Source organism: Psychrobacter sp. H26, assembly GCF_059073035.1.
Genome location: NZ_JCACRW010000001.1, coordinates 3,168,228 through 3,194,162, shown reverse-complemented (window position 1 = coordinate 3,194,162; position 25,935 = coordinate 3,168,228). Strand labels below are relative to the sequence as shown.

General features: G+C 44.4%; 15 protein-coding genes. 8 read left to right on the top strand and 7 right to left on the bottom strand.

The genetic code is table 11. The features are described from left to right. Positions 1-69: 69 nt before the first annotated feature. From AC5JPT_RS13310 to AC5JPT_RS13300, 3 genes are all read right to left on the bottom strand, one after another. Positions 70-1,512, bottom strand: a complete 1,443-nt coding sequence (locus AC5JPT_RS13310; RefSeq protein ID WP_493858388.1) for a glyceraldehyde-3-phosphate dehydrogenase — start codon at positions 1,510-1,512, stop codon at positions 70-72. A gap of 353 nt (positions 1,513-1,865) precedes the next feature. Beyond that, positions 1,866-3,032 carry a lipocalin family protein gene (locus AC5JPT_RS13305; protein WP_493858387.1) on the bottom strand — a complete coding sequence of 389 codons (1,167 nt, stop codon included), beginning with the start codon at positions 3,030-3,032 and terminating at the stop codon, positions 1,866-1,868. 464 nt (positions 3,033-3,496) lie between these two features. Next, complete coding sequence (locus AC5JPT_RS13300; protein WP_493858386.1) at positions 3,497-4,648, bottom strand: NUDIX domain-containing protein; 1,152 nt, start codon at positions 4,646-4,648, stop codon at positions 3,497-3,499. Between the two features lie 298 nt (positions 4,649-4,946). Between AC5JPT_RS13300 and hemP the strand changes: the two genes are divergently transcribed. Next, entirely contained in the window at positions 4,947-5,105 is a 159-nt protein-coding gene (gene hemP, locus AC5JPT_RS13295) for a hemin uptake protein HemP (protein WP_227672156.1), read from the top strand. Between the two features lie 125 nt (positions 5,106-5,230). Here hemP and AC5JPT_RS13290 read toward each other — a convergent pair whose 3' ends face one another. Continuing rightward, the gene (locus tag AC5JPT_RS13290) at positions 5,231-10,225 is read right to left on the bottom strand and encodes a translocation/assembly module TamB domain-containing protein (protein WP_493858385.1); all 4,995 of its coding nucleotides are present in this window, start codon (positions 10,223-10,225) and stop codon (positions 5,231-5,233) included. Between the two features lie 100 nt (positions 10,226-10,325). Beyond that, entirely contained in the window at positions 10,326-13,706 is a 3,381-nt protein-coding gene (locus AC5JPT_RS13285; protein ID WP_493858384.1) for a BamA/TamA family outer membrane protein, read from the bottom strand. A gap of 448 nt (positions 13,707-14,154) precedes the next feature. On the opposite strand from AC5JPT_RS13285, the gene AC5JPT_RS13280 reads away from it, so the two are divergent. The 7 genes from AC5JPT_RS13280 to AC5JPT_RS13250 all read left to right on the top strand — a co-directional run bounded on the left by AC5JPT_RS13280 (position 14,155) and on the right by AC5JPT_RS13250 (position 23,729). Then, entirely contained in the window at positions 14,155-15,486 is a 1,332-nt protein-coding gene (locus AC5JPT_RS13280; RefSeq protein ID WP_443524544.1) for an MFS transporter, read from the top strand. Between the two features lie 217 nt (positions 15,487-15,703). Beyond that, positions 15,704-16,342 (top strand): 2-polyprenyl-3-methyl-6-methoxy-1,4-benzoquinone monooxygenase, encoded by a 639-nt coding sequence (gene coq7, locus AC5JPT_RS13275; RefSeq protein WP_493844442.1) that lies wholly within the window; start codon positions 15,704-15,706, stop codon positions 16,340-16,342. Positions 16,343-16,562: 220 nt separating this feature from the next. Then, a complete protein-coding gene (locus AC5JPT_RS13270) occupies positions 16,563-17,756 on the top strand; it encodes a tetratricopeptide repeat protein (RefSeq protein ID WP_493858383.1) in 1,194 nt (397 codons plus the stop codon). Positions 17,757-18,080: 324 nt separating this feature from the next. Further along, the gene (locus AC5JPT_RS13265) at positions 18,081-20,552 is read left to right on the top strand and encodes an esterase/lipase family protein (RefSeq protein WP_493858382.1); all 2,472 of its coding nucleotides are present in this window, start codon (positions 18,081-18,083) and stop codon (positions 20,550-20,552) included. A 452-nt stretch (positions 20,553-21,004) separates the two neighbouring features. Further along, entirely contained in the window at positions 21,005-22,501 is a 1,497-nt protein-coding gene (locus AC5JPT_RS13260; protein WP_442967625.1) for a cytochrome ubiquinol oxidase subunit I, read from the top strand. Continuing rightward, complete coding sequence (gene cydB, locus AC5JPT_RS13255; RefSeq protein WP_443524549.1) at positions 22,501-23,517, top strand: cytochrome d ubiquinol oxidase subunit II; 1,017 nt, start codon at positions 22,501-22,503, stop codon at positions 23,515-23,517. The genes AC5JPT_RS13260 and cydB overlap by 1 nt, the downstream gene beginning before the upstream one ends. 95 nt (positions 23,518-23,612) lie before the next feature. Continuing rightward, the gene (locus AC5JPT_RS13250; protein ID WP_423725573.1) at positions 23,613-23,729 is read left to right on the top strand and encodes a DUF2474 domain-containing protein; all 117 of its coding nucleotides are present in this window, start codon (positions 23,613-23,615) and stop codon (positions 23,727-23,729) included. 111 nt (positions 23,730-23,840) lie between these two features. Here AC5JPT_RS13250 and murU read toward each other — a convergent pair whose 3' ends face one another. After that, positions 23,841-24,587: an N-acetylmuramate alpha-1-phosphate uridylyltransferase MurU gene (gene murU / locus AC5JPT_RS13245; RefSeq protein WP_493858381.1), complete on the bottom strand. Its 747-nt coding sequence runs from the start codon at positions 24,585-24,587 to the stop codon at positions 23,841-23,843. Positions 24,588-24,683: 96 nt separating this feature from the next. Then, positions 24,684-25,799, bottom strand: a complete 1,116-nt coding sequence (locus AC5JPT_RS13240) for an aminoglycoside phosphotransferase family protein (RefSeq protein WP_493858380.1) — start codon at positions 25,797-25,799, stop codon at positions 24,684-24,686. Positions 25,800-25,935: the final 136 nt, after the last annotated feature.

Below are 25,935 nucleotides of genomic sequence, written 5' to 3'. Positions count from 1 at the left end.
CGCTGATCTAAAGTAAATACAACTTCGATATGATTAATAGCATGTCATTGCTCTATTATGTTCAGTACACTATGCTGGAATTTGAGCGTAGCTGATTCCGGCCATTTGTGTCGCGAGACGTAGTACCTGAGTGCTGTAACCCACTTCATTGTCATACCAAACATATACGATAGCTTGGTTATCAGTTAGGATAGTCGCTTGCGCATCAACAATACCGACATGGGTTGTACCCACAAAATCTGTCGATACTGCTTCTGTAGAGTCTGTATAAGCGATTTGCGACTGCCACGTGCTGCTGTTAGCCATTTTACGTAAGAACTCATTTAAAGCTTCAGCATTTGCTGGTGCATTTTTTAAGTTCAAGTTCAAAATAGCCAAGCTGACATTTGGCGTTGGTACACGGATCGCGTTACCAGTTAGCTTGCCGTTCAATTCTGGCAATGCTTTACCCACTGCTTTTGCTGCACCTGTGCTGGTAATAACCATATTCATGACAGCACTACGACCACGGCGATCTGCTTTATGGTAGTTATCAACCAAGTTTTGATCGTTGGTAAATGAGTGAATAGTCTCTACGTGACCATTTTCGATACCGTACTCATCGTTTAGTACGTTTAGCGTTGGCGTAATCGCATTAGTCGTACAGCTCGCAGCACTAACGATATTATCGTCGCCAACCGTATTACTATTCACACCATAAACGACGTTTTTGATATCGCCACCAGCAGGTGCTGTTAATAAGACCTTTTTCACGCCTGTCGCTTGCAAGTGCTTACCGAGACCAGCTTCGTCTTTCCAGATACCTGTGTTATCGACGACTAATGCATCATCAATACCATAAGCAGTATAGTCAATCTCGCTCGGATCTTTGGCATAGATAACTTGTACAAAACGGCCATTCACGATCATGCCGTTATTGTCGTCATCAATACTAATGCCGCCTAAGAATCTACCATGGATTGAATCACGTTCAAGCAATGAAATACGCTTAGCAAGATCGCCAGCAGCCGCTGGGCGCACAACGATGGCTTTTAGTTGTAAGCCTTTTGCACTTGAGGCTTGTGACAGTAATAGTCGAGTCAAAATACGACCAATACGACCAAAACCGTACAGCACAACATCTGTCGCGCCATTTGCAGTGCCAGCGTTAGTAATAGACTGTAGCGCTGCTTGTACGTCAGTATCGTTAGCGAGCAGTTGACCAACATCGATGCGAGTGGCTTGGATGTCAGTATTTTCTGAGATAACTTTTACCATTGCTAAAGTATCAGAGATATCGATAGATTTGGCACCGTGGTCACGTAGGGCTACTTTTTGATGTAGCGCTAATATCTGACTGACTGAGGTAGAATCTAGCGTTTCACCAAACAAAGTCACTTGTACATCTTGCGCATTGTAAAGCTTATTCAATAGCCCCATAAGCTCAATGGCTTGTTGCTCTTGATTGTTGTAATTTTTCAAGTGGTCTTGATGTAATTGGCGTAAGGTATCAGCGTTGCTCACGAGAAACATCCTTATGGTCAGTAATGTATGGTCAATAAAATACGGAGAAGTATAAATGAGATAGGTCGTGTATGCTCTAAGTGGTGACTGTAATGCGATTATCAACCACTATCAACATCAGTTCTTGACGTCAGAGTATTCAAATCGCCTAGATTTTAGCCTAAAACGCCTTATTTTGCCAGTGATAACCGTTTACATAGTATGTATTAGCATCCTAATTCTGATGTATAGCAATAAAAATAAAGCAGCACGGACGGCTGCTTTATCTTGAATTAGTCTAGCTATTGAATATGAATTGTTGATGATATATCAAAAATTTGCATCTAAATCTCTGCAGAAGAAAATATGTGGCTTATTCAGCTTTATGGTACCAAATTCACGGTTTGATCAGTTTGTGACGTCAGCATAAACTCTTTTAAATCGTAACCTTGCTGCTGCGCAATTTGGCGGTACTTAGCATAGGTCTCTTGGCTGATATTTGGTGAACGTGCCAATAACCATAAGTATTTTTTGTCAGGTGTGCCCACGAGAGCCGTTTTGTAGTCTTCATCACGTGCCAGCACCCAATAATCTGCGCGACCTACTGGAATCCACCTGATCCACTTAGGTAAGAATGTCACTTTTAATTTACTGCCACTATCATCTACTGGCTTTGCTATGCCTTCTGCAACGATATCTGAACCATCTGCAGCCACACATTTATTGGTGACTGTAATGCCTGAACCATCATTATTTTGAGCATAATTTGCGGTTACGTCACCTGCGCACTTACGCTGAAAGTACATCGGTAGGCGACCGATTTCATACCATGTCCCTGCGTAAGAATTTAGGTCTACATTATCTACTGTGGTTGGTATATTTGTAGACTTATAAATAATATCACTTGGCTTAACTGACAACATATCAGTTGTGGTTTTTTCACTAATCGCATTACCAGACGTTTCAGTAGTTGCCATATTCACTGGTGGCGTAGCTGCATAGGCTGAAAACGCCGCTAACGGTATGATAATCGCTAACGCAATGCCCGTATGTTTGATAAGTCCATTCATAAATACACGCTCCGGTATCTCTTTATATGATGAGTCGATATCGGCTGACGATACGTTAACATCCTGTTGGACGTTATCTTTTAAATTGCTCATTTGATCATCCAAAAGCCCTGATATCAATGGCTCATCTTTGTTCAGTGTTTTTGGTCGTTTGTAGCCATTAGCAGTATTGAATTGCTCTATGACCTGATGATTCATAGCTGACTCTTTTGCATCATTAAGATCTGTGCCAGCGCTTTTGTATCCAGAATAGTTATGCGACAAGACGTTATCTTCTGCCAAGTAGTCTGAGTACTCATTATCTGAACGTTCATTATTTATTTCTTTATGGCTATAGCTAGCGTCATTACTGGCGTTTTTGGTCTGCTGCGTGACATAACTGTGCCTGCGGTAATCGCTAGACGGTACAGACTGCTGAGATTGAGAACCAGCTGCCTGTGTGTCAGTCCATTCTGACTTAGGTAACTTGTTGGTTTTCATAGGGATACCATATTAATAGTGATTGTTGAAGTTCTTTGCGTATATCATCTATCTAGTTTCATTTATCCAGTTCCATTTATCTAATTTCTAAATGAATATTGGCTATAAAATCGAGAACATATTCAAGCTTCACTACTACCAACGCTCTTATTTATTATAATTATTATAGAGTCGTCGTTAGTCGATCCATCATTGAGAAATAAATGTGCTTTAGATATGCAATATATATTAAGGGCAGTCAGGCGATTAAAACAGTAGTCCAATGTAGGGAAACGCAACGGTTTGTAAATAACGATGTGTTTGTGCATTGCTATAAATACATCATAACCACACAGTTACTTACTGAATAAATATTTTAAAAATCAGTCATCTACATTTACTTATTTTAATAGTCGCATGTGATGACTGAGACAAGGTCTATACAAACAATATCGATAGCTGAACTATATTTGTTTTTGTATTTCTTACAAATGAAACTGACGGATACCAGCAATACTGAGACCTCCATGGTCTAATGCTTGTTCAATCATCGAAGGCGCCAATCCGCCTAAGCCGATAACAGGCATATCAGCCAACTGTGCCAATGATGACCATGACTGCCAACCAAGTGGTACTGTATCAGGATGCGTTTGGGTCGCTAATACAGGAGACAGGAGCATGCCGATGACTGGAGGTAAACCCTGCTCGATACGCGCACTGGCAAGCCTATTGGCAGCATCAATACTGGCAGTATCATGGCAACTAACAATGAGTGGATAATCATTGAGTGAGTGGCTAGCGAGCAACTGGCAAGTGAATGAATAGTTATCAGGCAGTAACGGTTCAGACGCTATAACGCCTTGAGTATTAGTAAGCCATTCCATTAATGCTGAATGTGTTAAGTGCCTAGCGACGATTGAATCGTTGGTTTTTTTGTGAGTAGCTTCTACTGATACTTCAGTGTCAGTGTATTGATAATCGCTGCTATAGGGTAAAATTGCCAGAAGATCTGGACGTGCGTCCATTAGCTGCTTGGCTATAGACTCTGAATCAGAGTGCTTCAAGCGAATATATGTCCAAGATTTTGGTGGTAGTTTTTCTTGATGATATTGTAGCCATGCTGTTTTTGGATCAGTATGCTGATGAAAATCAGCTAAAGGATAAGTGATAACTATTTGTGTAGGTAGCCTCAACCATTCTAGAATAGTTTTGTTGGCAGCAGGCAACGGGTAGTCACTTGCCAGTAGACGCGACTTATCTGCCCACGTTATTGCCTGTCCTTCTAGACCATACTCATGGCTCTTGTACTGCTCGTACTGCTGCGCTGTCAGCTCAATCTTATAAACCTGCAAGCTGACTTGCTTATCACCATAATCATGGTGCAAACGCCCAAGCTTAACGATAGTATTATCATCAACTAATATACCTGTCTCTTCAGCTACTTCTCGTTTTAGTGCCTGCTCTGCTGATTCAGTCGCCTCTATCTTGCCGCCTACAAACTCATAGCGATTGCCTTGATGCTGTGCTGCATCTCGGAACCCCAGCAAATACTGGTTTTGGTAATGGATAACTGCGACAGCCACATTGACGATGGTTACGTTTGTTATTGCTGACGGGCTGTTTGATTCGCTTGGCATAGCGTTGTCCTCTGCGATTATGTCTGTTGATAATTTTTAATTATTTGGTTTGAATCGGTTGTATCAATAAAATTGATTCAGGCATACGAGATTTTTATGCGTGCAAATTTGTGCGTGTAATTCTCGAACTTTAACGTTTGTGACAGTGAGCGTAGATAAGTTTACATAATAACTGCATTTTATTTTATCAATTGCTTGCAAATTCCTTTAATCTAAATGATAATTATTATCGTTAAAGTCAGTTACGATATAGCTAATTTACTAAGCCACTTACTATCAAAAGGAATTCACCATGAGCATGGTTATCTCTCGTTATTTAAACTGCCGTGAAAATCGTCTGCCGACTCTACAATCACAGCATCTATTTGCTTTGACCAAAGAAGTGCGTATTGAGCATGAGGGCGAAGAGTATCGATTACGCCTAACTCGTAATAACCGTTTAATCCTGACCAAATAATTTAGTACCGTTTATTTGTACTTATAAAAAAACGCCTTCATTACAAGGCGTTTTTTTTGGACAGTCATTATTCAAATAGATTCAATTGACGTCAATAGTGAAACATCTGTCCTTGAGATACGTTATTAAAACTGCCAACTGTAGACGACATCCACGGCGTTTTCTGCCGCTGAACTTGCTTCTACGTAAATACGGCGGGTCAACTGATAGCGAACCGACAGACTGTTTTGAGCATTGAACACACCCACTCCATAGCGGATATATAGATCAGGGGTCACGTAACCGGTGACGTTGACATTGGTATCTTCACTACTGCCTGAGGCATCGACCGTCAAACTCTGTAAGCCAAAAGCTTGACCAATTTGGTTGGTCAGACCACGTGTCCCACTCAAGCCAAAGCTCAATCCAGCGGCGGCAAGATTATTGGTCACCTGAGACTTAAATCCTTGCTCACTGATTTGAGTGGCGCTCTTATTATCAATACGTCCTGTTACCAGAGCGTTCATTGCTTGCTGCTGGGTCAGTCCTGCATTATTGAAGACAGTGATGTTCGGACTCTCTGTACTGCCTTTCACACGTACGCCTACTGTTTTGCCAGTGATCGTTTTGACAGCTTCAATACTCAATATCGGCTTCATCACGTCGCCATTGAAGCGTACTTGACCATAATTGAGCTCTAAGTTCTGACCAAAGGCATTAATATTGGTACGGCGTGAGACCTGTACGACACCTGTTGCGCGCATGATACCTGTACCGCTTTGTGTGATATTAATCGCACCTGCTAATGGAATAACGGCACCAAAACCGCGGAAATTAATATCATCACCCAAATCGACACCGATATCAGCGTTGATTGACCATGGTTTTGAGATGGCCAATACCTCATCAATGTTACCAATCAAACGACGATCCAATACGACGGCATCTTCAGTTTGAGTGATGATGTCTTCACTGGCTTCTGGTGGACGTATGGTAGCTGAGGGTACGCTAATAGCGCCTTTGATATCGACATAGCGGTCACTTGGGCGCACGATGATATCAATATCAGGGTCAATCTCAGCCACTAATAATGGTGGCTGAGTGATCACTAAGCGCTCGCCAACGATACTTAATTTGGCCTGAAGCTTTTGCTGCCAGTTGACGGTACCAGACAATTCACCTTTACCATCACCGCTGTTGAACGTCCCATCGATAGTCGCTTGCGTACCGCGTATTTTTGCTTCGGCATTCACGTTGGTTAGATTGACTGGTAAATCAAGCATTGCAACGCGGCCGTCAGAGAGTTTTACATCACCGTAGAACTGCGGCTTAGTCAAAGTACCTCCCAGTCCGCCTGCCATCGTGACGTTACCTCTTAGGACACGCATACCAGGGAAGAAAGGCTTCAATATCGCTAAATCAAGCTCGTTGAGCACTAGGGCACCAGAGATTGGCTTAGGATCTTTGTAAGGATCAACGACAACCTCAGCATAGCCACGGGCACCGCGTCCTGTATTGATATCAGTACGCAGCTTAATACCTTCCGGCACAGACAAAGCGATAAGAGAAACGCGCTTATAAGGCAAGGTCATTGGCGTGCTATCGCCATCTTGAATCAAGCCGATTTTGCCATTGTCTGAGTATAAGGTTGTGTTTATGGTTGGCGGACGACCACGTTGCCAGCCGACAACGGCTTTACCGTTGATTTTGCCATGCCAATCAATATCTTTTGGTAAAAATACTGAAAATAGTGAGGTGTCTAAATTCTGCAGTGCCACATCGACTTCACCATTGGATGGTGAAGCGACCAGTTTTTGGCGCAGGCATAGCTTGCCCGTTTGGTCAGCCGCCTGCCAGCAATGCGCTGCTAACTGTACCTTTAGGTCTGTATTGTTGCCGTTTTGGTTATCAGGCAAGTTTACGATCAACTGTGCTGGCTGTAATTGGTTTAAGGTGGCGTATTTGGATTTGACGCGGCCTTTACCAATAACCCCTAACCAGCTGAGCTTATCTCTATTAAAGCCACCTTTGAGTCTGGCCCCAATATCTAACTTACTATTGGCGATGTTTAGATCGACTACATGAGATTTTTCAGTACCGTTAAATGATGCTTTTATACTATCGAAATTTTGTCCAGCAGCATCTAGTCCCTCAGCAGTGACAATGAGCTGACTGGGACTATTGGCTAAGTTGACAAGCTTGCCGCGGATACGGCCCTGACGTAAGATAAATCCTGGTAGTGCAAGTCGTTCACCGACCAAGTCGATATAAATCGTTGGTAACGCCTGTCCTGCTGGCTGAGCCAATGTGGCGCCGCCAGTCACTTTTCCAGCAAGCTTATCAGACAATTGATCTAAACTTGTGATATTGATTTTGGTTTGCAGCTGTTTGGCATTGCCATTGGCAGTGACGTAGTTATCACCCCAGCGCAGCACTAGATTATCAGCGTTCAAACTATCCACTAAAGCATTTACTTGCTTATATTGTGCCTGTGCATCCTGTGCCTGCAGACGCTTAAAATAACTGGCCAAGTCTTTTGGCAAGCGCAGTTTTGCAGCCAAGCTACCTTTCGCACTGAGTGGTTGACCTTTTAGCATACCGCTCAGGTTTACTTGATTGATATTGATGGTCTGCTGCGTATCACCCCAGCGACCATCGGTATCGATAGTACCCGTGATCAGGCTTGGCGTGTCTTTTAGGAAATACCCAATGTTGAAGCGATCCAACACTGCATTGATATCCCAGGCAATGCCTTGTCGCACATCGACTGTTCCTTCTGCATTGATACTACCTGCCGCACCTACATGACGGAAGCGATTGATACGAATCAATTGGCTATCGCCACTGGCTTCAATATTAAGCTTACCTGCTGGCAATTGCTCAGCATCCAAAACCCCATCGAAGTTAATGGCAAAACGCTGTAATTTACCTGCGGCATTCGCATTGTTTTTGGCAAGGGTTTGCCACTCACCACTAGTTTTTAGATTCCCTGTGATAATGGCTGGATTGTTGGGTAAAAAATACCCTACATTAAATTTGTCAAAGCGGCCGTCGACATTCCAGCCGATATTGTTCCGTAGATCTATGACGCCTTTTGCATTGACTGCACCAGCTTCACCGTTATAGTTTAACTTGCGAATACTGATTAGCTTTGGTGTACCAGCAGCATCAATCGAGAGACGACCTTTTGGTACATCTGCTGTATCGACCTGACCATCAAAGCGCGCGTCAAATACAGACAACTCACCACCCACGATATCAACACTGGCATCGCCGCTACCTGTCACCCCAATAGCACGGCTATTCTGCGTGGCATCAAGCTGCGCCTGCAAGTCGGTATTATTTAAAGTAATCACATGACGCTGACCACTTACACCGTTTTTGCTGATATTGAGCAATCGGCCACGAGCACTTAGGCGCCCTGTAAGACGCTCAAGTGGTAGGTCGCTACGGTATTTTTTAGGCAGTAGACCTTTGGTACTGGCATCAATCTGCCACGTCAATGGGCGGTTGCGATTTGCAAGCTGGATCTGCCCAGTACCCGATAGATCACCCACGATACCATCGTAATTGAGTCGATTGATATCAATGACGTCACCTGCTTTGCGTAAGCGCACGTCGTAGTTACCCTTAGGCGCAGCGTTGAGCTCATTAATAACCGCATTGGCATCGACTGATAGATTCGAGCCGCGAACGATAACATCTGCCTGACCACGAGGACTGTCGATACTACCGATATTAGGGACATCACGGCGGATCAGATTCTGCCACGTGGCATCGATATACCAAGGCGCCACCTGCTTAGATTTAGCAGAGGTTTTGCCGCGGACCATATTCGCATTGATATGTTCACCATCTCGCTGGCGTAAGTCAGCATCGATCTCTGTATTGCCCGTAACGTTCTGCTGCTGATAGCGTAGTGATAGTCTGCCATTCAGTGTTTGCGGGGCATAAGCTTTGAAATCAGCATAATCATTAGGGATAGCACGGCGAATATCAAAATTACGACCCGTTGCACGTATCGTGGCATCAAAGCCGTCTCTCCAGCCTAAAATACCTTGTAACGCCAGACGCCCCGCTGGGACATCAGCCTCCAAACGATCAATGCGCAATTGGCTATCGGCAATGACCGCGCGCCCTTGATAATGACCTGACGGAATATCCTTTGCGGTCAGCTCAGTATTGATACGCAACCGTATTTCGGAGATAACCCCTGACGCCGTAGCCGTACCGCTTTGTAAACGGATATCTTGGCTGTCGGCATAAGGGATCAAAATATCATCCCATTGTAATGTTGCGTCAAACGGTGCGCCTGCATCTAACCCCTGCACCACAAAATCACCACTGACATCACTATCGTTGTAGCGACTACGCACCTTACCAACAGTACGTTTCAGTGTGCCGGTCGCACTAATATTTAACGGGTCAATGTATGCTTTTTCAAGCGCACTGACTTCAGCTATCGCGCTCAAATCTAGTGGATAGTCGCCTTGTAGATCAATCTCACCTTGTAGCGCACTTATTTTGACGATATCAGCATACTGCAAATCACCACGGCCTACGGTCACGGTACTACCGACCCACGTCAGATCACGAGCTGTAATATTATTGATAACAACCGGATCTTTGGTAACCTGTCTATAAACGACTTTGTTAATTTTTGCTTGGTCAAAACGTAAATTAATGGGTAGTTTTAAGGTTTTATAATCGAACGGCTCACCCGTAGGTGGTTTTTTATTGATAATTTCGATGGTATTTATATCAGCATCACTCAGATGCACTTCTTTTGCAAATACTGCACGCCAGCCTATTTTAACATAGGCTTTGTCTACTAATATCTCAAGGTCTTCAGTTGCATCGACATCGATATCAGTTACCCAAATACCGTCACGCAAGTTACCGCGTCCATATTTAAAATCAATACCCGTCTCGGCACTGATTTTTTCTAAAATAAACTTGGTACCAGCATCGGTGCCTGCTGCATAAAAGAATATCGCAAACATAATCGCGAGTACGATAAGAATCAGTACCAGTAATTTGATGAGAAATGATAGCGGATACCAACGCTTGACTGCGCGGGCATCGCGCTGTGCTGGATCTTCATCTGGTGCGTGGTTAGGCGGGGTATTTTCTGTCAGCATGACACTCAACTACGTTAAAAAATGATGACCAGCGATCGGCGCGATGGGTAATAGATAAGACGGTTTAAACAATCTGATTGCACGTTTATAAAGCGAGCACTTACAATGGTGAGCCAATAAAGAAATGTAGGCGCACAGGAATACTTTCTTCTGTCACCCCTGCAGCTACATCGACGCGTACCATTCCAACAGGAGATGCCCAGCGGATACCGACACCAACGCCGACTTTTGTCTCAGTTTCAAAGTCTTTGTCATAGGCATTACCAACATCGGTAAAGAACGCACCGCGAAAGCCTGGTCTAAACTCATAGTTATACTCTGCACTACCGACCGCCAATACTTGACCACCTGTCAGATAACCATTTTCTAGCGGTGACAGGCTCTCGTAATCATAGCCGCGGATGCTCTGATCGCCACCTGCAAAAAAGCGCAGCTTATAAGGAACATCATAAAAATCATCCGCCCAAATATAACCACCATTCACGCTACCTAGTACTTGGTGTTTGTTGTCGTCACCGAAACTATAGATACCGCTGACACCAGCACGAACGATCGCCAAATCCGTATCACTTAGTGCTTTATCAGCACCTGCTTCAATCGAGTAATACTGACGTATACCGCGCGTCGGGTTAGTAGCACTATCCGTATCAGTCTTGTTCATACCATAGCCAAATAGCAACGCTTGCTGCTTAGGGCTGGACGAGGTAAAGCGTATCGGCAAGTCGTCAAGCGCTGCGCCATCAACACCCGTCTCAAGCTCATCCAAACGATAGCGCACAGAGTAGCTGCGATTCCAGCCATTATCACTACGGATATTACGCGCTAGCGCGGCTTTTAGCGTTTTGGTAGACAAATCAAAGTTACCTTCACCTTGGTCAATAACTTCTTCTTCATAAGTAAGACGGGCGTCCAACTTATCATTGAGCGGATGATTCCAAGGGCGACTGGCATAGACAGCAACGTTTTTGCTAATTCTTGAGACCTCGGTCTCTGCACCTGCTTGGTAACCCTGACGGTTAAGCAGGTTATAATCAATTTTTGCAGTCGCTCGAACCCCTGTATCCGTACCATAACCCAAACCAACTTGAGCGTCACGGGGCTTATCAGCAGCTACAAAAACATATAGCGGTATTTTTTTGCTCGTCGCAACATCTTGCGGCGTTTTGCGTCCCGCTAATGTCGGAGGAACGAAGTTTTCGTCGGCCAATATACTTTCTTCGTCAGGGAATATCTTTTGCGCCACGTTACTGATTGAGTCACTGATTTTTCCTAATAGATTATCAGCTTCTTGGTCTTTTTCATCTAGCACACGATCATTTGGTAGGCGGCTTAAGCGTTCTGCTTTTTGTCTTATTGCTTGTAGCTTATCGAGCGTCGCTTCATCAGCTTCAAACTCGATGGCAGCGATATCAGCTTCGTTGACCGTCTCACCACTGTTGGCAGTTAATGCGCTGTCACCTTCACCGCCAATATCGCTATTGTCATTAAGAGTATCTTCTCTATTAGTCAGGCTAGCAAACCCATTACCATTGGCAGCATCTAAAATACTGTCGTCATTGACATCATCATCTAATGTACCGTCGCTATTGGTAGGCGTATTGTCAAACGCCAATGTACTCGCCTGGCTACTATCATCAGGTGGCAGTATGGACTCGACATTGACAGTATTGAAATAACGGGTCGCTGATAAGTCATTACTGAACTTTGTCACTGATGGGCGATAAAACGGGTCGCCTGGTGTGAATTCATACAATTGCTGCAGTAATGACAACTCTACTGGTAGTTTGTCAGGGTCTTGTGTCAGCGTGTTGGTCTTTTTGTCATACGTAAAGAAAACCACATCATCAAACTCATAGCGGTCACCTGTGTTGTATACCAACGAGACGTCAGCCTTGTTGTCTGGCAAGATAATATCGACAGATTTGTTCAACCAATACTGATCAAAATATCCGTAGGTATTACTCAAAGACTCAAGCGCAGCTTTGCTACTCTTGTACACACGGTGGTTGAAGATATCACCTTCTTGGGGTGGCAGCTCTGTTTTGAGCGCAACAAACTCTTCTTGCTCGCTACCTTCTCCGCGAATCTCAACAATACGGCTGTCTACAAGTACAGGCTCACCCAGAGCCTCAATAACAACGTTGACTGTATCGCGATCAGGCTGGCTCAAACGTAGGGTAACATCATAGTAGCCGACCGCTTTTGCCGCATCTAGTGCCGTCTCACGCAAGCGTGGCAATGCTGCTGTAAAATCAATAACCGACTGTACCGACGTATCATCAAGTGCAGCTTTGATGTTTTTTATCGGTTGAATATCGTTATCAGCCTCGACAAGTACAGCCTTACCATTAGGGGCATCTTCAGCTGACAGTTGCTCTAGATAGACAGTGGTCTCTACATTCGGCAGCGCCATCACGCCGCCGTTGAAAAGGCGATTATAGAGACGCTTAACAATATTGCCTCTGTTGCGAGCACGTGGCTTTGGTTTATCGGCTTGTTCGATACTTTGATTTACCGCTTGGGTATTGCTTTCGTAATCGGGTAAATAATCATCAGGATTGATAATTTCTGCAGGCGTACTGCCTTGATCTGATGTATCGCTGTTGCCCGCTATTATCTCATCATTGATACTGTTTGCTGTATTGACACGTCCGCTACTTACAGAATCACTGACATCAATAGGACGTGCCATAATCTCAGCCGTAGCTGCCCGTTCCTCTATCGTCTCCCCTGTACCTAAGGTATCAAGATTGCTAGGTGTGGGTAGATTGGTCGCATCCAGATCAATATCCAAGCCTATAGGCGGTGTTGTATCATCTAACGTGGCGATTGGCGCATCAAAGGCACTGTCGCCACTGATATTATTTATGTTGTCAATATCTTGAGCGTTTTGCAAGTCCAGCATCGCAAGCTCACGATCGATCTGCTCAGGCGTCATCATCTGATAGCCTTGCTGCTGTACGGCAGTTGCCTGCTGCAACAAATCATCATTAAAGAGGTTCGAATTTCGAAGGGTGTTGTTTTGGGAGCTGCTACTTTGAACACTGCTATTTTGAGTGGAAGACTGATTGACACCAGAGGTTTGGTTACCTAAGGTTTGTTCGTTATAGTCATCTAAGACCGACTGATCGATGATGCCTTGTTCTACGGCTTTTTTTAGACGCAACGCATCCAAGGCAGCATTTAGCTGGGTATCATCGTCTGATAGCGTGGCTGATTGATTGTCAGCAGCTTGGTTATTAACCACCTGATTGCTGGTCAATTGGTTTGTGATCCCTATGCTACTGGTTGTTTCCGCCAATGCTACAGGGGCAATACTGACTAGACTGGTTGCTAGCGCAGTACAGAGTGCTGAGCGCTTAAAATACATACGCGGCGCGGTGACATAGACGCTTTGAATACTGGTGTTGCTCTGAATACTCACCCTATCACGCTGCTTTGTGGTTATGTTGCGTGCTCGAGTTAAAGGGTGCTGTGTCATATCTGTGTCCTATCGCCTCACACGGCGCACTTTTATTAACGATAGCTATCGCTAAGTCTGACCGGTGAACAAGCTTATCGCAGTTTGCTGAATGAATGGTTGACTACTTTGCTCTCAATGATGGACGTTACTAATGCAAACAGTAGCACTAGAACCATGACACCATACAGACAGTTTTGATTGATAGCAGGTCGTCAACTTTACCGTCGCTCTCACCTTTTAATACAACCATATAAAATTTACAAATCATAACTTAGTTAATTATGAAATCATAGCGCAGGTTACATGTATTTTTACCTAAGCCTTGCTATTATACGGCTTAATATTCATAAAACCTATGTTATATTTTGATAAGTTTTTGATAATACTGACGATTACCATAATACTATAAGCTATATTCAGGGCTTTTTCTTACTCTATTAGCCGCGTCTCATCTGTAGGAACGTTCATGTCCAATCAGTTTCAGTTGTTCAAGCGCCGCCGTTTTAGCGCCATGTTTTTCACCCAGTTTTTGGGCGCGTTTAATGACAATATATTCAAACAAGCGCTCATATTGGTTCTTACCTATACCGCTGCCAGTCAGTTGGGTGTAGAAGTCAGTATTTTAAATAATTTGGCGGCAATGCTATTTATTCTGCCTTACTTTTTGTTTTCGGCATTGGCAGGACAGATTGCTGATAAGTATGAAAAATCAAAGCTCACACGATTTATCAAAATGCTTGAGCTGGTCATTATGGCAATCGCTGCGGTTGGCTTTGTCTTTGAGTGGTATGCGCTCTTATTTGTCGCCTTGTTTTTGATGGGGACGCACTCGACCTTCTTTGGACCGATTAAGTACGCGTATCTGCCCCAAGCTATGAAAGAAGATGAGCTGGTCGGTGCTAATGGTCTGTTTCAGATGGGTACGTCCTTGGCTATTCTTGTTGGTATGATCGTCGCTGGCATATTGACTCAGTTATCCCAATCGTTGTATTGGATCAGTGCCACGGTATTGGTTGTCGCTGTATTAGGCTATCTAGCGGCTCGTTATATTCCTAATATGCCAGCCATGCAGCCGGACCTCAAGGTCAACTGGAATATCATCACTACCAGTTTGTCCACGGTACGCTACTTATATTCACTGCCGTTTTTATTCTTTGTTATTCTTGGCAACAGTTGGTTCTGGTTCTATGGGGCGACCTTTTTGACCCAAGTACCAGAATTTAGCAAGGTGATTTTGCACGGTGATGAGTCAGTCGTTATCTTTTTATTGACGCTGTTTTCGGTCGGGGTATCGATCGGATCACTATTATGCAAATCGTTGACCAAAAATCAAGTGAGCTTACGCTTGCTGCCGTTCGGTATTGCTGGATTGAGTATCTTTGCTATTGATTTGTACTTTTCCCTATCCAGCTTAAACATAAACGTGAATAATGATGTATTGCTCGGTATTGGTGATTTGTTTGGTACGAGTGGTAGCTGGCGCGTTTTTGCTGATTTGTTCTTTTTGGGGTTCAGTGGTGGTTTATATATTGTGCCTTTGTATGCCTCGATGCAGGCCTACGCCCCTAAAAGCCATCGCGCACGTATTGTGGGTGCCAACAATATCTTTAATGCGATATTTATGGTGACATCAGCGATTTTTGCGATTGTTATCTTAAACTCACTAGGACTAAGTCTGCCGCAACTATTTTTGGTCACTGGTGTGCTCAATATTGCCTTTGGTACTTTTTTATACATTAAATTGAACAAGCATATCAAACATGCCGTCATTCAAACCAATGACGAGATAACCCCATAAGAGTGATCCTATAAAAAGCAGCCCTTTGAACAGGTAATATTGAACTTGGTTGGCTATAGCAATTGATAGTGCTCAAGATCATAATATTGATGCCGATAATTTGGGTTGTTTGCTATAGTAATGTGCATAGAAGCTATGTATAGGATTATTGCCTGAGAGCAGTCGCTACTCTTATTTTATTGATAGAATTTAACGCCATCAGGAGTGAACCATGGCCCTGCGTCCCTTATCCAAAGTCGACCAATTACTACTTGGGGTCGACAAAGCATTACGAGCTGTCGTGCCAAACTCAAACCCCAGTGCGCGCCCGTTACCGGTGAGCAGTGATGAGATTCCTGAGCTGACCATCACTGAGGCGCGTCATGTCGCAGGATTGATGCGTATCAACCATACTGGTGAGGTCTGTGCGCAAGGTCTATACCACGGGCAGGCGTTTGCAGCCAAAGACACAGATGTAAAACAAGCCATGCAAGAGTCTGCTGAAGAAGAAGTCGATCATTTGGTCTGGTGCGAAACGCGCTTAAATGAACTCGGTAGCCATGCTAGTGTCTTTACACCGCTTTGGTATGGCATGTCTTTTGGGCTGGGTGCAGTCGCAGGGGCGATCTCAAATGAGTTTAGTCTGGGGTTTGTCGCGGAGACAGAAGCGCAGGTCAGCGAGCATCTCCAAGACCATATCAATCAGTTACCACAACATGATCAGCGCTCAAGAGAGATACTGGCACAAATGGATATCGAGGAGCTGCATCATCGCGAATTGGCTCTAGCAAGTGGCGGCGCTGCATTGTCACCACCTGTCCGCCAGACCATGCGCTGGATGGCCAATCGTATGAAAGCCACCGCTTATCATTTGTAGGTGTTTGTAGATGAGGGCATCGTTGTTTTTATCACTAGTAAGGCGCGTACTGTTGAGCGTATCCAATACTAGCGATTAACATTCCTACCACAGATAGCGTAAAGCTTAATTTGCTAGGGTATTAAAAATTTGTACGATTTGGTAGTGACGATATATCCTGATGATCAACCGACCAATGAATAAATAACGACTAAATAAATTAAACAAGGTAATGATTTCTATGAAAGCTATCTACTCCAACAATACTGCTACCACGTCACCGAAAAAGTCACCGAACAAGTCACCGAAGCTTGCAACTTTGACCGCCCTAGCTGCAGCCTGTACGATGATGCTATCAGCACCTGTACATGCTGCAGAAGCTGACGCTACAGCTACTTCGGTACCCAGTGCTGTAGACTCGAGCAAGCGTGTGATTCGTCTGGCAAGGCCAGGTGCAGCGGCCAGTACCGCTCAAGGTACAACAGAGGCTACTCCTTCTAATAGCATTCAGTCAGTTGGTACTCAGCCAATGATGCCGTCAACCAACGCTCAGCCTAACCGTATTCCTTTGAGCACGGCACAGGCAGCGCAGATGATGCAATCAAGCAATACTCAACCAAATCGTGTACCTGTCAGCGCCGCTCAGCCACCAGCATCACAAATGATGAGTCCAGCTAATGCCCCCGTGATCAGTGGTACCACTCGCGTCTATGAGCCTGGTCCAATGTCTGCTGCTGGTATTGATCTTCGTAGCGGTCAGTTGCCAAATATTCCAACACCGCGAGTACAGCTTTCAGATATGAGCTTTGTTAAGACCGTACTGATTCCACAGCAAACTGGCCTAGGTACTGATAAACTTGACGTCAGCTTACTTGATGACTTCATCGCCGATGTATCGCCTAATGCTCGTCACTATCCACCAAACTTCCCTAACCGCTCTCAGCGCCATTACACGCGCGAAAAAATCAAAGTCTTGACTGATTGGATCGAGCCATATGCCAAGTCACCAAATGCCTCTTATGACGTCTTGCTCCGTGCAGCCAAACTAAATGGTATGGGTCGAAATCTAGATCTAGGCTCAGACTATACGGTACGCGGCGGACAGTATGTCGACCGTGCTATCAAAATTCAGCCAAATAGCGGCGAAGCTAATTTCTTGTACGGTATGATGCTATCAGAAGGTGGCGGATTTAAGGAAGGTCAAAAGTATCTAGAGAAAGCGGTTTCTGTTGGCTATACCGAAGCTGAACAAAGCCTGGCGCAATCAGACCTACTCAGTGATCGCCGTGCTAATGCATTAGAGCGCTTACGTCGCCTTGAGGGACAATACCCTAACAATACGGTTATCCCTCAACAAATCAAACTCGTTGAAGAAGGTAAGTTCTACATTTGGGATATTCCAGCACCTGACATCAATGTCAAACCCGGTGCGTAGATTGAGTCTGCAGGTTTATGACTAAAATGAGTAAATCACAACACTAGCTCGACACAATAGCTCCAAACAGAAAAGCGCCTTTGTTCTATTAATATAACCATTAATACAAACACAGGCGCTTTTTTGTGTCTGTTAGAATAATAATTATAGCGCTCTAGTGGTTACCTCAGCTTATCTAAGCAAATACTCTCGTTTTGAAACTTACCGCTTAGTCATAGCATCTCAAATAACATAGTCTAATGTCACAAGTTGCGCTACACTCATTATAGCCAAAAGTATTTTAATTGATCTCTTCTCAAAACTACCCTTTTACTGGACTGACCTATGACTCCTGTTAGCCCTAGCAAGCATACGATGATATCCACCAATAAAAAAACGCCGTTTGTTACTTCAGTCGTATTATTGGTAGCGGCCACCCTACTACCAGCATGTAGTGTCGTCTCGGTAGAAAGACAAGCATCAGCCAAGACCATCTCAGCGCAGCGCGGCAATATTGTCACTGATAATGAGCTGAGCAGCGATACTGCATCTGCCTTGTTATCTGCAGGTCTAAATGAACAAGCCTGCTTGCAGCAATTTGAGTTGTGTTTGACCCAGCTTACTGACAGTATTTTAAATAAGCACTACCGACCTGCACTGGCTATTTTTGCAGAATTGCACTACGCAAAAGCGCGCCAGCTCGCCGATTCACAAAACTGTCGTAACGCCCTTGCTCGACCGCCACTTGATCCCTATTATGCCAACGCGCCTTTGAGCGACGCTGATGCGAAAACACAGCAAGACGCAACCAATCTATGTCTTAATAGCTACCAGGAACGACTATTTGATGCCGTAAAATCCAGCTATACCTATTTGTTTTATGACAGCTTGACCCATGACTTTGAGGGTGCCGATAAGAGTTACAGTAGTGCCCACGCACAGACTCGCATCCCAACTGACAATGATATTCAGACCCAAGATATTTATAATGCTGCTAGCAATGATGTCATCACTCAGCTTTATCGATCGACAGGAGACGCAGATAAGTTGATGAATGACACAAAGGTAGAATACCTGCCTATCCCTGCTGCTAAACGCGATAGTAGCGAGCAAGCAGCCATTGCCAATCGCGCACCGCTACAAGGCAAAGCGGTTGATCAGATCAAGGTCATGAATGTACAGGTAGATGGCTATAACCTTGGTATTTATTTGCCAAATGAAAACAACTATCTGCAAAATGCTCATAAGCAAGACTCTGCACTAGCAGATCTAGTCTCCACTTATGAGCTGCGTCTGTCTGGGCTTAACTCTGTCAGTAAACGCCCAGGTTTGGGCATCAGCTTAGTTGCTTCATTGGACGATCGTTATACCACGACGATTCGTCAGTTGCTCACGTCATCTCTATCAGGTCGATTAGCCGATGATGATAAGAATAAAACGGAGAGTGAACCAAGCACTCGCATTTACCCTACAGGTCACCTACTGCTAACAGGCCTGATAAAACCAAGCGGTGATAGCGTATTGGATGTGCTGGGTAGCCGTCAGCTCGACGTTCATTTGTACAACCCTTACCAGACCGAAACCGTCAATGTCCTCAACGATAACTATCCCTTGGCCGCCAACTTTTCAGCAGGCTACGGCATGTGGCTCGCAGAAAACCAATTGGATAGTGTCGGCTATCTGAACTTGATCACGCGTCAGCCGGAGGCAAGACTGCCTAAACTCTTTATGCTTGAGCCTTATGATCCTGATAAGCGTGTCATCATTATGCTGCATGGTCTGGCCTCTAGCCCGGCAACATGGGTTAATCTGACCAACGATATTCTTAATGACGACAAACTGCGTGACAACTACCAAGTTTGGCAGATATTTTATCCAACCAACTTACCTATTTTAGAAAATCGCTATCAAATTCAACAGTTAATCAATAGTACTTATGAGCAGACGGATCCCAATGGGCAAAACCGCGCCAGTCAGAACAGTCTGATTATCAGCCACAGTATGGGAGCACTCATTGCCAGAATGATGCTATCTGATGATGATTTGGTTGATGACTTAGACAGACTGGATGACCAAGAGGTGCTGTCCAATAGCGAAAAACGACAAATTCGTGATGCACTCAAAGCCTCTTTCGGTGAAAAAGAACTCAAAAAACGGTTTGAGCTACAGTCGTTGCCACAAGTCGATACCGCTGTGTTTTTGTCCGCACCCTTTCGAGGTACTGACTATGCAGACCGCTGGTTCACGCGTGCACTGCGCCGCATTGTCTATTTGCCAGTTGGGTTGGCGAAGACCGTCACTGACAACTTAGCCACCATTGCGACACAGGGCGATCTGGCGCAAAACCCATTAGGGGCGTTGTATTTACAAAACGGTGCCAGTCAATTAAGCAACAAGTCCTCTTTTATTGAACTGACCAAAGACCTGACGATTAATGACCGTGTGACCTATCATTCGATTATTGCCAATAATGATGCTGACATTACCCAAGGGCTGGCACAAACACAGCCAGAGGGTGTCAAAGTTGACCTATCTCAAGCAACAGAAAAAAATCTCGAAGACGAGAATGCTAGTGTCAGTGTGACAGAAAACACGTCTGATCAATCCGCTACGCCAACAGTCGCAGCGGTGACTGTCAATGATGATATTAGCCAAGCACTGACTGAACGCCTGTCAGATGGTATCGTTCCTTATACTAGCGCGCACTTAGATGGCGCTGCTTCTGAAACTATTATCAGCGGTGGTCATAGTATCCAAACCAATCCACAGACTATTTTGACGTTACGAAGAATACTTCATAAACAGTTACAAGAATGATGTATGTTTTTGTTATCTATGGGTATCTGGTAGCGTGGATCACCACACAAAAACAGGGACAGCAGCTTTCTTAAACGATATGGCTAATTTTTAAGCTATTGTTTTTTATAAAATTAATATTATTTTTCAAGGGTCATTAGAGGTTATTTTAATGACTATTAGGTACGTGACTGGCTACCTACTCGGGTTGCGTGACTATCTAGGGAAGCGCATAATATATCTATAGCACATGACTGTAATATATGAATTTATAGGGACATAAATTATTCAATCCAGCTAAACCGTGACTCGCAAGCTTAGCCACAATTTATGCCTAATGTTGCTAAAGTTTGTATCACCAAAAGCCATTGCCCGTAATCATTGTCACCTTGATCTATGTACAGTTACGGACAGTTACTTGAGCGTTGTACGGAAGCCAGCGCTATTCAGCTAACAGATGAGAGTAACCGTTTATGTTCGCTACATTTATGATAGACCAGCTCGATGCGCTGATGCTCGCACGCATTCAGTTTGCTTTTGTTATCTCGTTTCATATTGTCTTTCCTGCCTTCTCTATCGGACTTGCCAGCTGGCTTGCAGTGCTTGAATTTCGCTGGTTGAGAACTGGTAATCCTATCTATGCTGAAGTTTATAAGCATTGGGTTAAGATATTTGCCGTCGTTTTCGGTCTGGGTGTGGTATCTGGCGTGGTGATGTCTTACCAGTTCGGTACCAACTGGGCTGTCTTCTCTGACAAGGCGGGTAACGTTTTAGGCCCACTACTCGCCTATGAAGTATTGACCGCATTTTTTTTAGAAGCTTCTTTTTTGGGTATCATGCTATTTGGCTGGGGACGTGTCAGCAAGCGCATGCACTTTGCCTCGACTGCCATTGTCGCCATCGGTACGCTAATCTCGGGCTTCTGGATCCTGTCTGCCAACAGCTTTATGCAAACCCCTCAAGGTTTTATGATGGGTGCAGACGGTCTACTTTATCCAACCGACTGGCTTGAGATCATTTTCAATCCTTCGTTCCCTTACCGCTACGCCCATATGATGACTGCAGCATTTTTAACGACTGCCTTTGTTATCGGTGGTATTGGTGCTTACTATATCCAATCCAAAAAACACGCAGATCACCGTGAGCATGGTCGCGTGATGCTTGGTATGGCGATGATCATGGCTATCTTTGTCGCGCCAGCGCAGGTGTTGATTGGAGATGAACATGGTCTAAATACGCTTGAGCATCAACCAGCCAAAGTGGCTGCAATGGAGGGTATCTGGGAAGATGAGCGCGGTGCTGCTCTACGACTGTTTGCGATTCCTGATCAAGAAAACCAGACCAATAAGTACGAAGTAAAAATTCCTTACGTAACTGGTTTGATTCTTACCCATTCATTGGATGGTGAAGTCAAAGGTCTGAAGAACTGGGCCCCTGAAGATCAGCCACCGGTCATCATTGTGTTCTGGGCATTTCGTATCATGGTTGGTATCGGTATGCTTATGGTACTGGTTGGCTTATTTAGTCTCTACAAATACTTTAAGAAACAACAATTCAATTCTGATAGCGTATGGTTCCACCGTGCGTGGATGATGATGACCCCGCTTGGCTTTATTGCTCTATTGTCGGGTTGGTTCGTGACTGAGACAGGACGTCAGCCTTGGACAGTATATGGGGTGATTCGTACTGCTGAAAGTATGTCTCCTCTTGCAGCGCAGCAAGTGGCTACGACACTCATTGGCTTCATTGTGCTCTATATATTTGTTTTTGGTGCCGGTAGTTTTTATATCTTACGCTTGATTGCTCAAGGTCCTAAGCCTTATACAGATCCTGCTGAAGACAACTTCTATGAGCACTCAGTAACAGAAAGCCAAGGTCGCGCATTGAGTGGCGATAGCAATCCTGCCAAAAATACTGAAGAGGACTTAGATGCGCCTGCAGATGATGTCGATGATGGAGGATTACGCTAATGTTTAACTTCGGTGATGTATTAGACTTACCTCTCATTTGGGGCGGATTGATTGCTTTATCTGTCTTTATCTATGTGCTGCTTGATGGGTTTGATTTGGGCTGCGGAATTTTGTTCCCATTTGCAGGCTCAGACAAAAATCGCAGTCGTATGATGAATTCTATCGCCCCTTTCTGGGATGGTAACGAGACATGGTTAGTATTAGGCGGTGGCGGTCTATTTGCCGCATTCCCTGTTGCTTACGGTATTATCATGACAGGTCTCTACCTGCCTGTGACTGCCATGCTGTTCGGTCTTATCATGCGCGGGGTAGCGTTTGAGTTTCGCTTCAAGTCATCGTCGCGTCGACATGTGTGGGATACTTTTTTCTTTGTAGGCTCTGTCGTTGCCACCTTTTCTCAAGGCATTATGCTTGGGGCGCTGGTGCAAGGACTAGAGGCCAGCAACCGTCTCTATACGGGTGGTCCGTTTGATTGGTTTACGCCTTTCTCGATCGTTTGCGGATTTGCCATGATTATTGGTTATGCCTTACTTGGCTCGACGTGGCTTATCATAAAAACAGAACATACTCTACAAGTATGGGCGCGTAGAGTCTCAGGCTGGATGCTGAGCGCCTTAGTGGTAGCGATGATTGTTGTCACCGCGTTTATGTACTTCTCGGACATTGATGCGTTAGAAGGATGGTTTGGTTTTCCAGAGCTGCTATATCTTGCCCCTATGCCTGTAATTGCTGTGATTTTGTTCTTTGTCATGCGTAAAGACTTGAAGACCGAGCGTGAATATCGTCCGTTTTTATTGACGGTTGCGCTATTTCTGATGGGTTATATTGGTGTTTGTTTTGCTCTATTCCCATATATCGTACCGTATCAGATGACGATTTATGAGGCAGCAGCGGCGGATACTTCGCTATCATTTATGCTTATTGGCGCCGTTATCATGCTACCGATTATCTTGAGCTATACCGCTTTTGCTTACTATACGTTCAAGGGTAAATCTGATCATAATCCGATGTACTGATCGCTAATAGTGATAAGTAACGGATCAGCTAGAAACGGTGGCTGTTATTGTTGATAGTCGATAGCCACTGTTCATACGCTAATCAGGAGAAAGATATGAAAAAGCTTAGTAAAAAACAATCTCAATGGTTATGGTTTATTGGTCTATATACAGCAGGGTTTTTAGTTGTGTTTACGATTGCACAGCTCATCAAACTTGCTATGGGTGTTTAATAAACAGCATCTGGGACTAGAGTCATTGATGTTGAAGATAAATATCGAAACCCACAAAAAAGCAGCGTTGAATCATCAAAGCTGCTTTTTTATGGGTTTTTGCTAAATTAGCTAGTCTGCTCTACCATGATGACCATTCGTGTCATGTTGTTCAACAAAGTCATTTACTTGTGTCAGACGCTCAGGGGTGCCCACATCTATCCAGTTATCTGTAATCACTTCAGCAGTAATCTGAAACTTAATCATCGCCTGCTTGAGCAGCGGCGCCAATGCAGCAGGCTGCCCTGGTACTAATCCCTCGACCAATGCGGGTGACATCACACTAATACCTGCAAAGGTATATTTGTCTGCGTCGCCAACCGGGTGCTCACTAGCCAGACCATTATTGATCGCAAAATCGCCACCATTGTTATGCTCTGGGTTATCGATGAGTAGCAGATGCGCGCGCTGGTCGGCGCTCAGCACATAGTCCTGTAATTGAGTGAAATGGTAGGTCGTCCAAACGTCAGAGTTGACCAAAATAAACGGCTCATCTCGCAGCTTTCCTGATTGTAGTGCTTGAAAAATACCGCCTGCCGTCTCTAACGGTTCATCGTCCTCTACTGACCAATGCAGTGTGACTCCGTATTGCGACCCATCACCTAAGCTATTCATAAGCTTGTCAGCCAACCAAGAGGCATTGATTGTGATGTCAGTAATACCTGCTGCCTGCAATGCTTTGATGTGCCACACAATAAGCGGCTGACCACCGACCTCAACCAAAGGCTTTGGCGTCTCTAACGTTAATGGACGCAGACGTGTGCCCTTGCCAGCAGCCAAAATCATTGCTTGCGTAATCTTAGACGTAGATGTCGACATGTACGCTCCTTTTTATATTATTATTTGAGTACTCGTTATTTAAGTGCTCATTATTCAAGTAATCAGTTTAACTGATGTTTATTGTAGCGACTCATCCTAAGAAAGCGAAAGTGACGTAAATTTGTCTTGATATGCAGGCAGGACAGTCTCTTGTAGCCATTGATTGAACGGTCGAACGGCAAGCGCGATGTCGTCACTTCCTTGTTTAGCCAACCAGTTTAATTCAATAATCAGATCACGCATGACCTTGGGAATATCCGCTAAATAGCGATCTTTGCCATCACGCTCAGATAATCGAATAAAAATACCCAATACCTTTAGATGACGCTGTACACCCATGACGTTCACATCGTTTTCAAGCTGTGACGCAGTGTCTGCTGTAGATAGTGAGTTTTGCTGTTGTAACTGCCAAAAGTCGTTAATCCATGTAGACACTTGACGCTCTGGCCATTCGACATAGGCATCACGTACTAGCGACACCAAATCATACGTGTAAGAGCCGATCACGGCGTCTTGAAAATCAATCACACCCAAACGTGATGTGTCCGCTTGGTCTTGCATCAGGTTGCGGCTATGATAGTCACGATGGACAACTACTTGTGGTTGCAACAAGATTGCATTTATCAATGTGGTTTTTAAATTCTCCCACACCGTCTCGTTTAGATCGACCCCGATATAAGGTATAAACCATTCGCTAAATAGGTTCATCTCACGATCTAATAGCGCTGTATCATAATCTGGCAGCTGGTGCTCAGATTTTGCAGTCTCAACGGGTACCGTTTGCAGCGCTACTAGTGTCTGCATTGCCAGTTGATAATAGTCGTTAATTTGCGCTGGCGCTGCGTCTGTGAGCAGATGCGCAAATTCTGTAGCACCAAAATCTTGTAGTACCAAAAACCCTTTTTCCAGATTTTGTGCGACGAGCGTCGGTACATTGATGGCAGGCGACATGAGCTTGGCGACATTGATAAACTGACGCATGGCATCTTGCTCGTCAGCAGAGTCCATAACAATATAGCGCGTACTTTCTGGCTTATTAGCTTCTGATAGTTGAATGCGATGATAGCGACGGGCGCTCGCATCACCAGGCAAACTCTCCAAATTAAAAGCTTTATCTGTAAATACTTGCTGCAGCCACTGCTCTAGTTGTTGTTGGCGATTGTCGTTATTGTTATCGATCATGTCAGGCTCTATAGTCATTTTATCAGTCATAATGGGCATCGTTGGTTAAATATAAATCATAAATAATTAAAGTAGTGATAAGTCAGGCAAATACTTGCTAAAATAGCCCTGTCCTGGACCGCAACATCAGCGCCAGTAGACGTATAAAGATATTACTTAGTATTTG

What these genes read in the sequence shown, in the direction of transcription:
- AC5JPT_RS13310 (WP_493858388.1), bottom strand. Translation starts at nt 1,512, where the DNA reads ATGTTTCTCGTGAGCAACGCTGATACCTTACGCCAATTACATCAAGAC.
- AC5JPT_RS13305 (WP_493858387.1), bottom strand. Translation starts at nt 3,032, where the DNA reads ATGAAAACCAACAAGTTACCTAAGTCAGAATGGACTGACACACAGGCA.
- AC5JPT_RS13300 (WP_493858386.1), bottom strand. Translation starts at nt 4,648, where the DNA reads ATGCCAAGCGAATCAAACAGCCCGTCAGCAATAACAAACGTAACCATC.
- hemP (WP_227672156.1), top strand. Translation starts at nt 4,947, where the DNA reads ATGGTTATCTCTCGTTATTTAAACTGCCGTGAAAATCGTCTGCCGACT.
- AC5JPT_RS13290 (WP_493858385.1), bottom strand. Translation starts at nt 10,225, where the DNA reads ATGCTGACAGAAAATACCCCGCCTAACCACGCACCAGATGAAGATCCA.
- AC5JPT_RS13285 (WP_493858384.1), bottom strand. Translation starts at nt 13,706, where the DNA reads ATGACACAGCACCCTTTAACTCGAGCACGCAACATAACCACAAAGCAG.
- AC5JPT_RS13280 (WP_443524544.1), top strand. Translation starts at nt 14,155, where the DNA reads ATGTCCAATCAGTTTCAGTTGTTCAAGCGCCGCCGTTTTAGCGCCATG.
- AC5JPT_RS13270 (WP_493858383.1), top strand. Translation starts at nt 16,563, where the DNA reads ATGAAAGCTATCTACTCCAACAATACTGCTACCACGTCACCGAAAAAG.
- AC5JPT_RS13265 (WP_493858382.1), top strand. Translation starts at nt 18,081, where the DNA reads ATGACTCCTGTTAGCCCTAGCAAGCATACGATGATATCCACCAATAAA.
- AC5JPT_RS13260 (WP_442967625.1), top strand. Translation starts at nt 21,005, where the DNA reads ATGTTCGCTACATTTATGATAGACCAGCTCGATGCGCTGATGCTCGCA.
- cydB (WP_443524549.1), top strand. Translation starts at nt 22,501, where the DNA reads ATGTTTAACTTCGGTGATGTATTAGACTTACCTCTCATTTGGGGCGGA.
- AC5JPT_RS13250 (WP_423725573.1), top strand. Translation starts at nt 23,613, where the DNA reads ATGAAAAAGCTTAGTAAAAAACAATCTCAATGGTTATGGTTTATTGGT.
- murU (WP_493858381.1), bottom strand. Translation starts at nt 24,587, where the DNA reads ATGTCGACATCTACGTCTAAGATTACGCAAGCAATGATTTTGGCTGCT.
- AC5JPT_RS13240 (WP_493858380.1), bottom strand. Translation starts at nt 25,799, where the DNA reads ATGACTGATAAAATGACTATAGAGCCTGACATGATCGATAACAATAAC.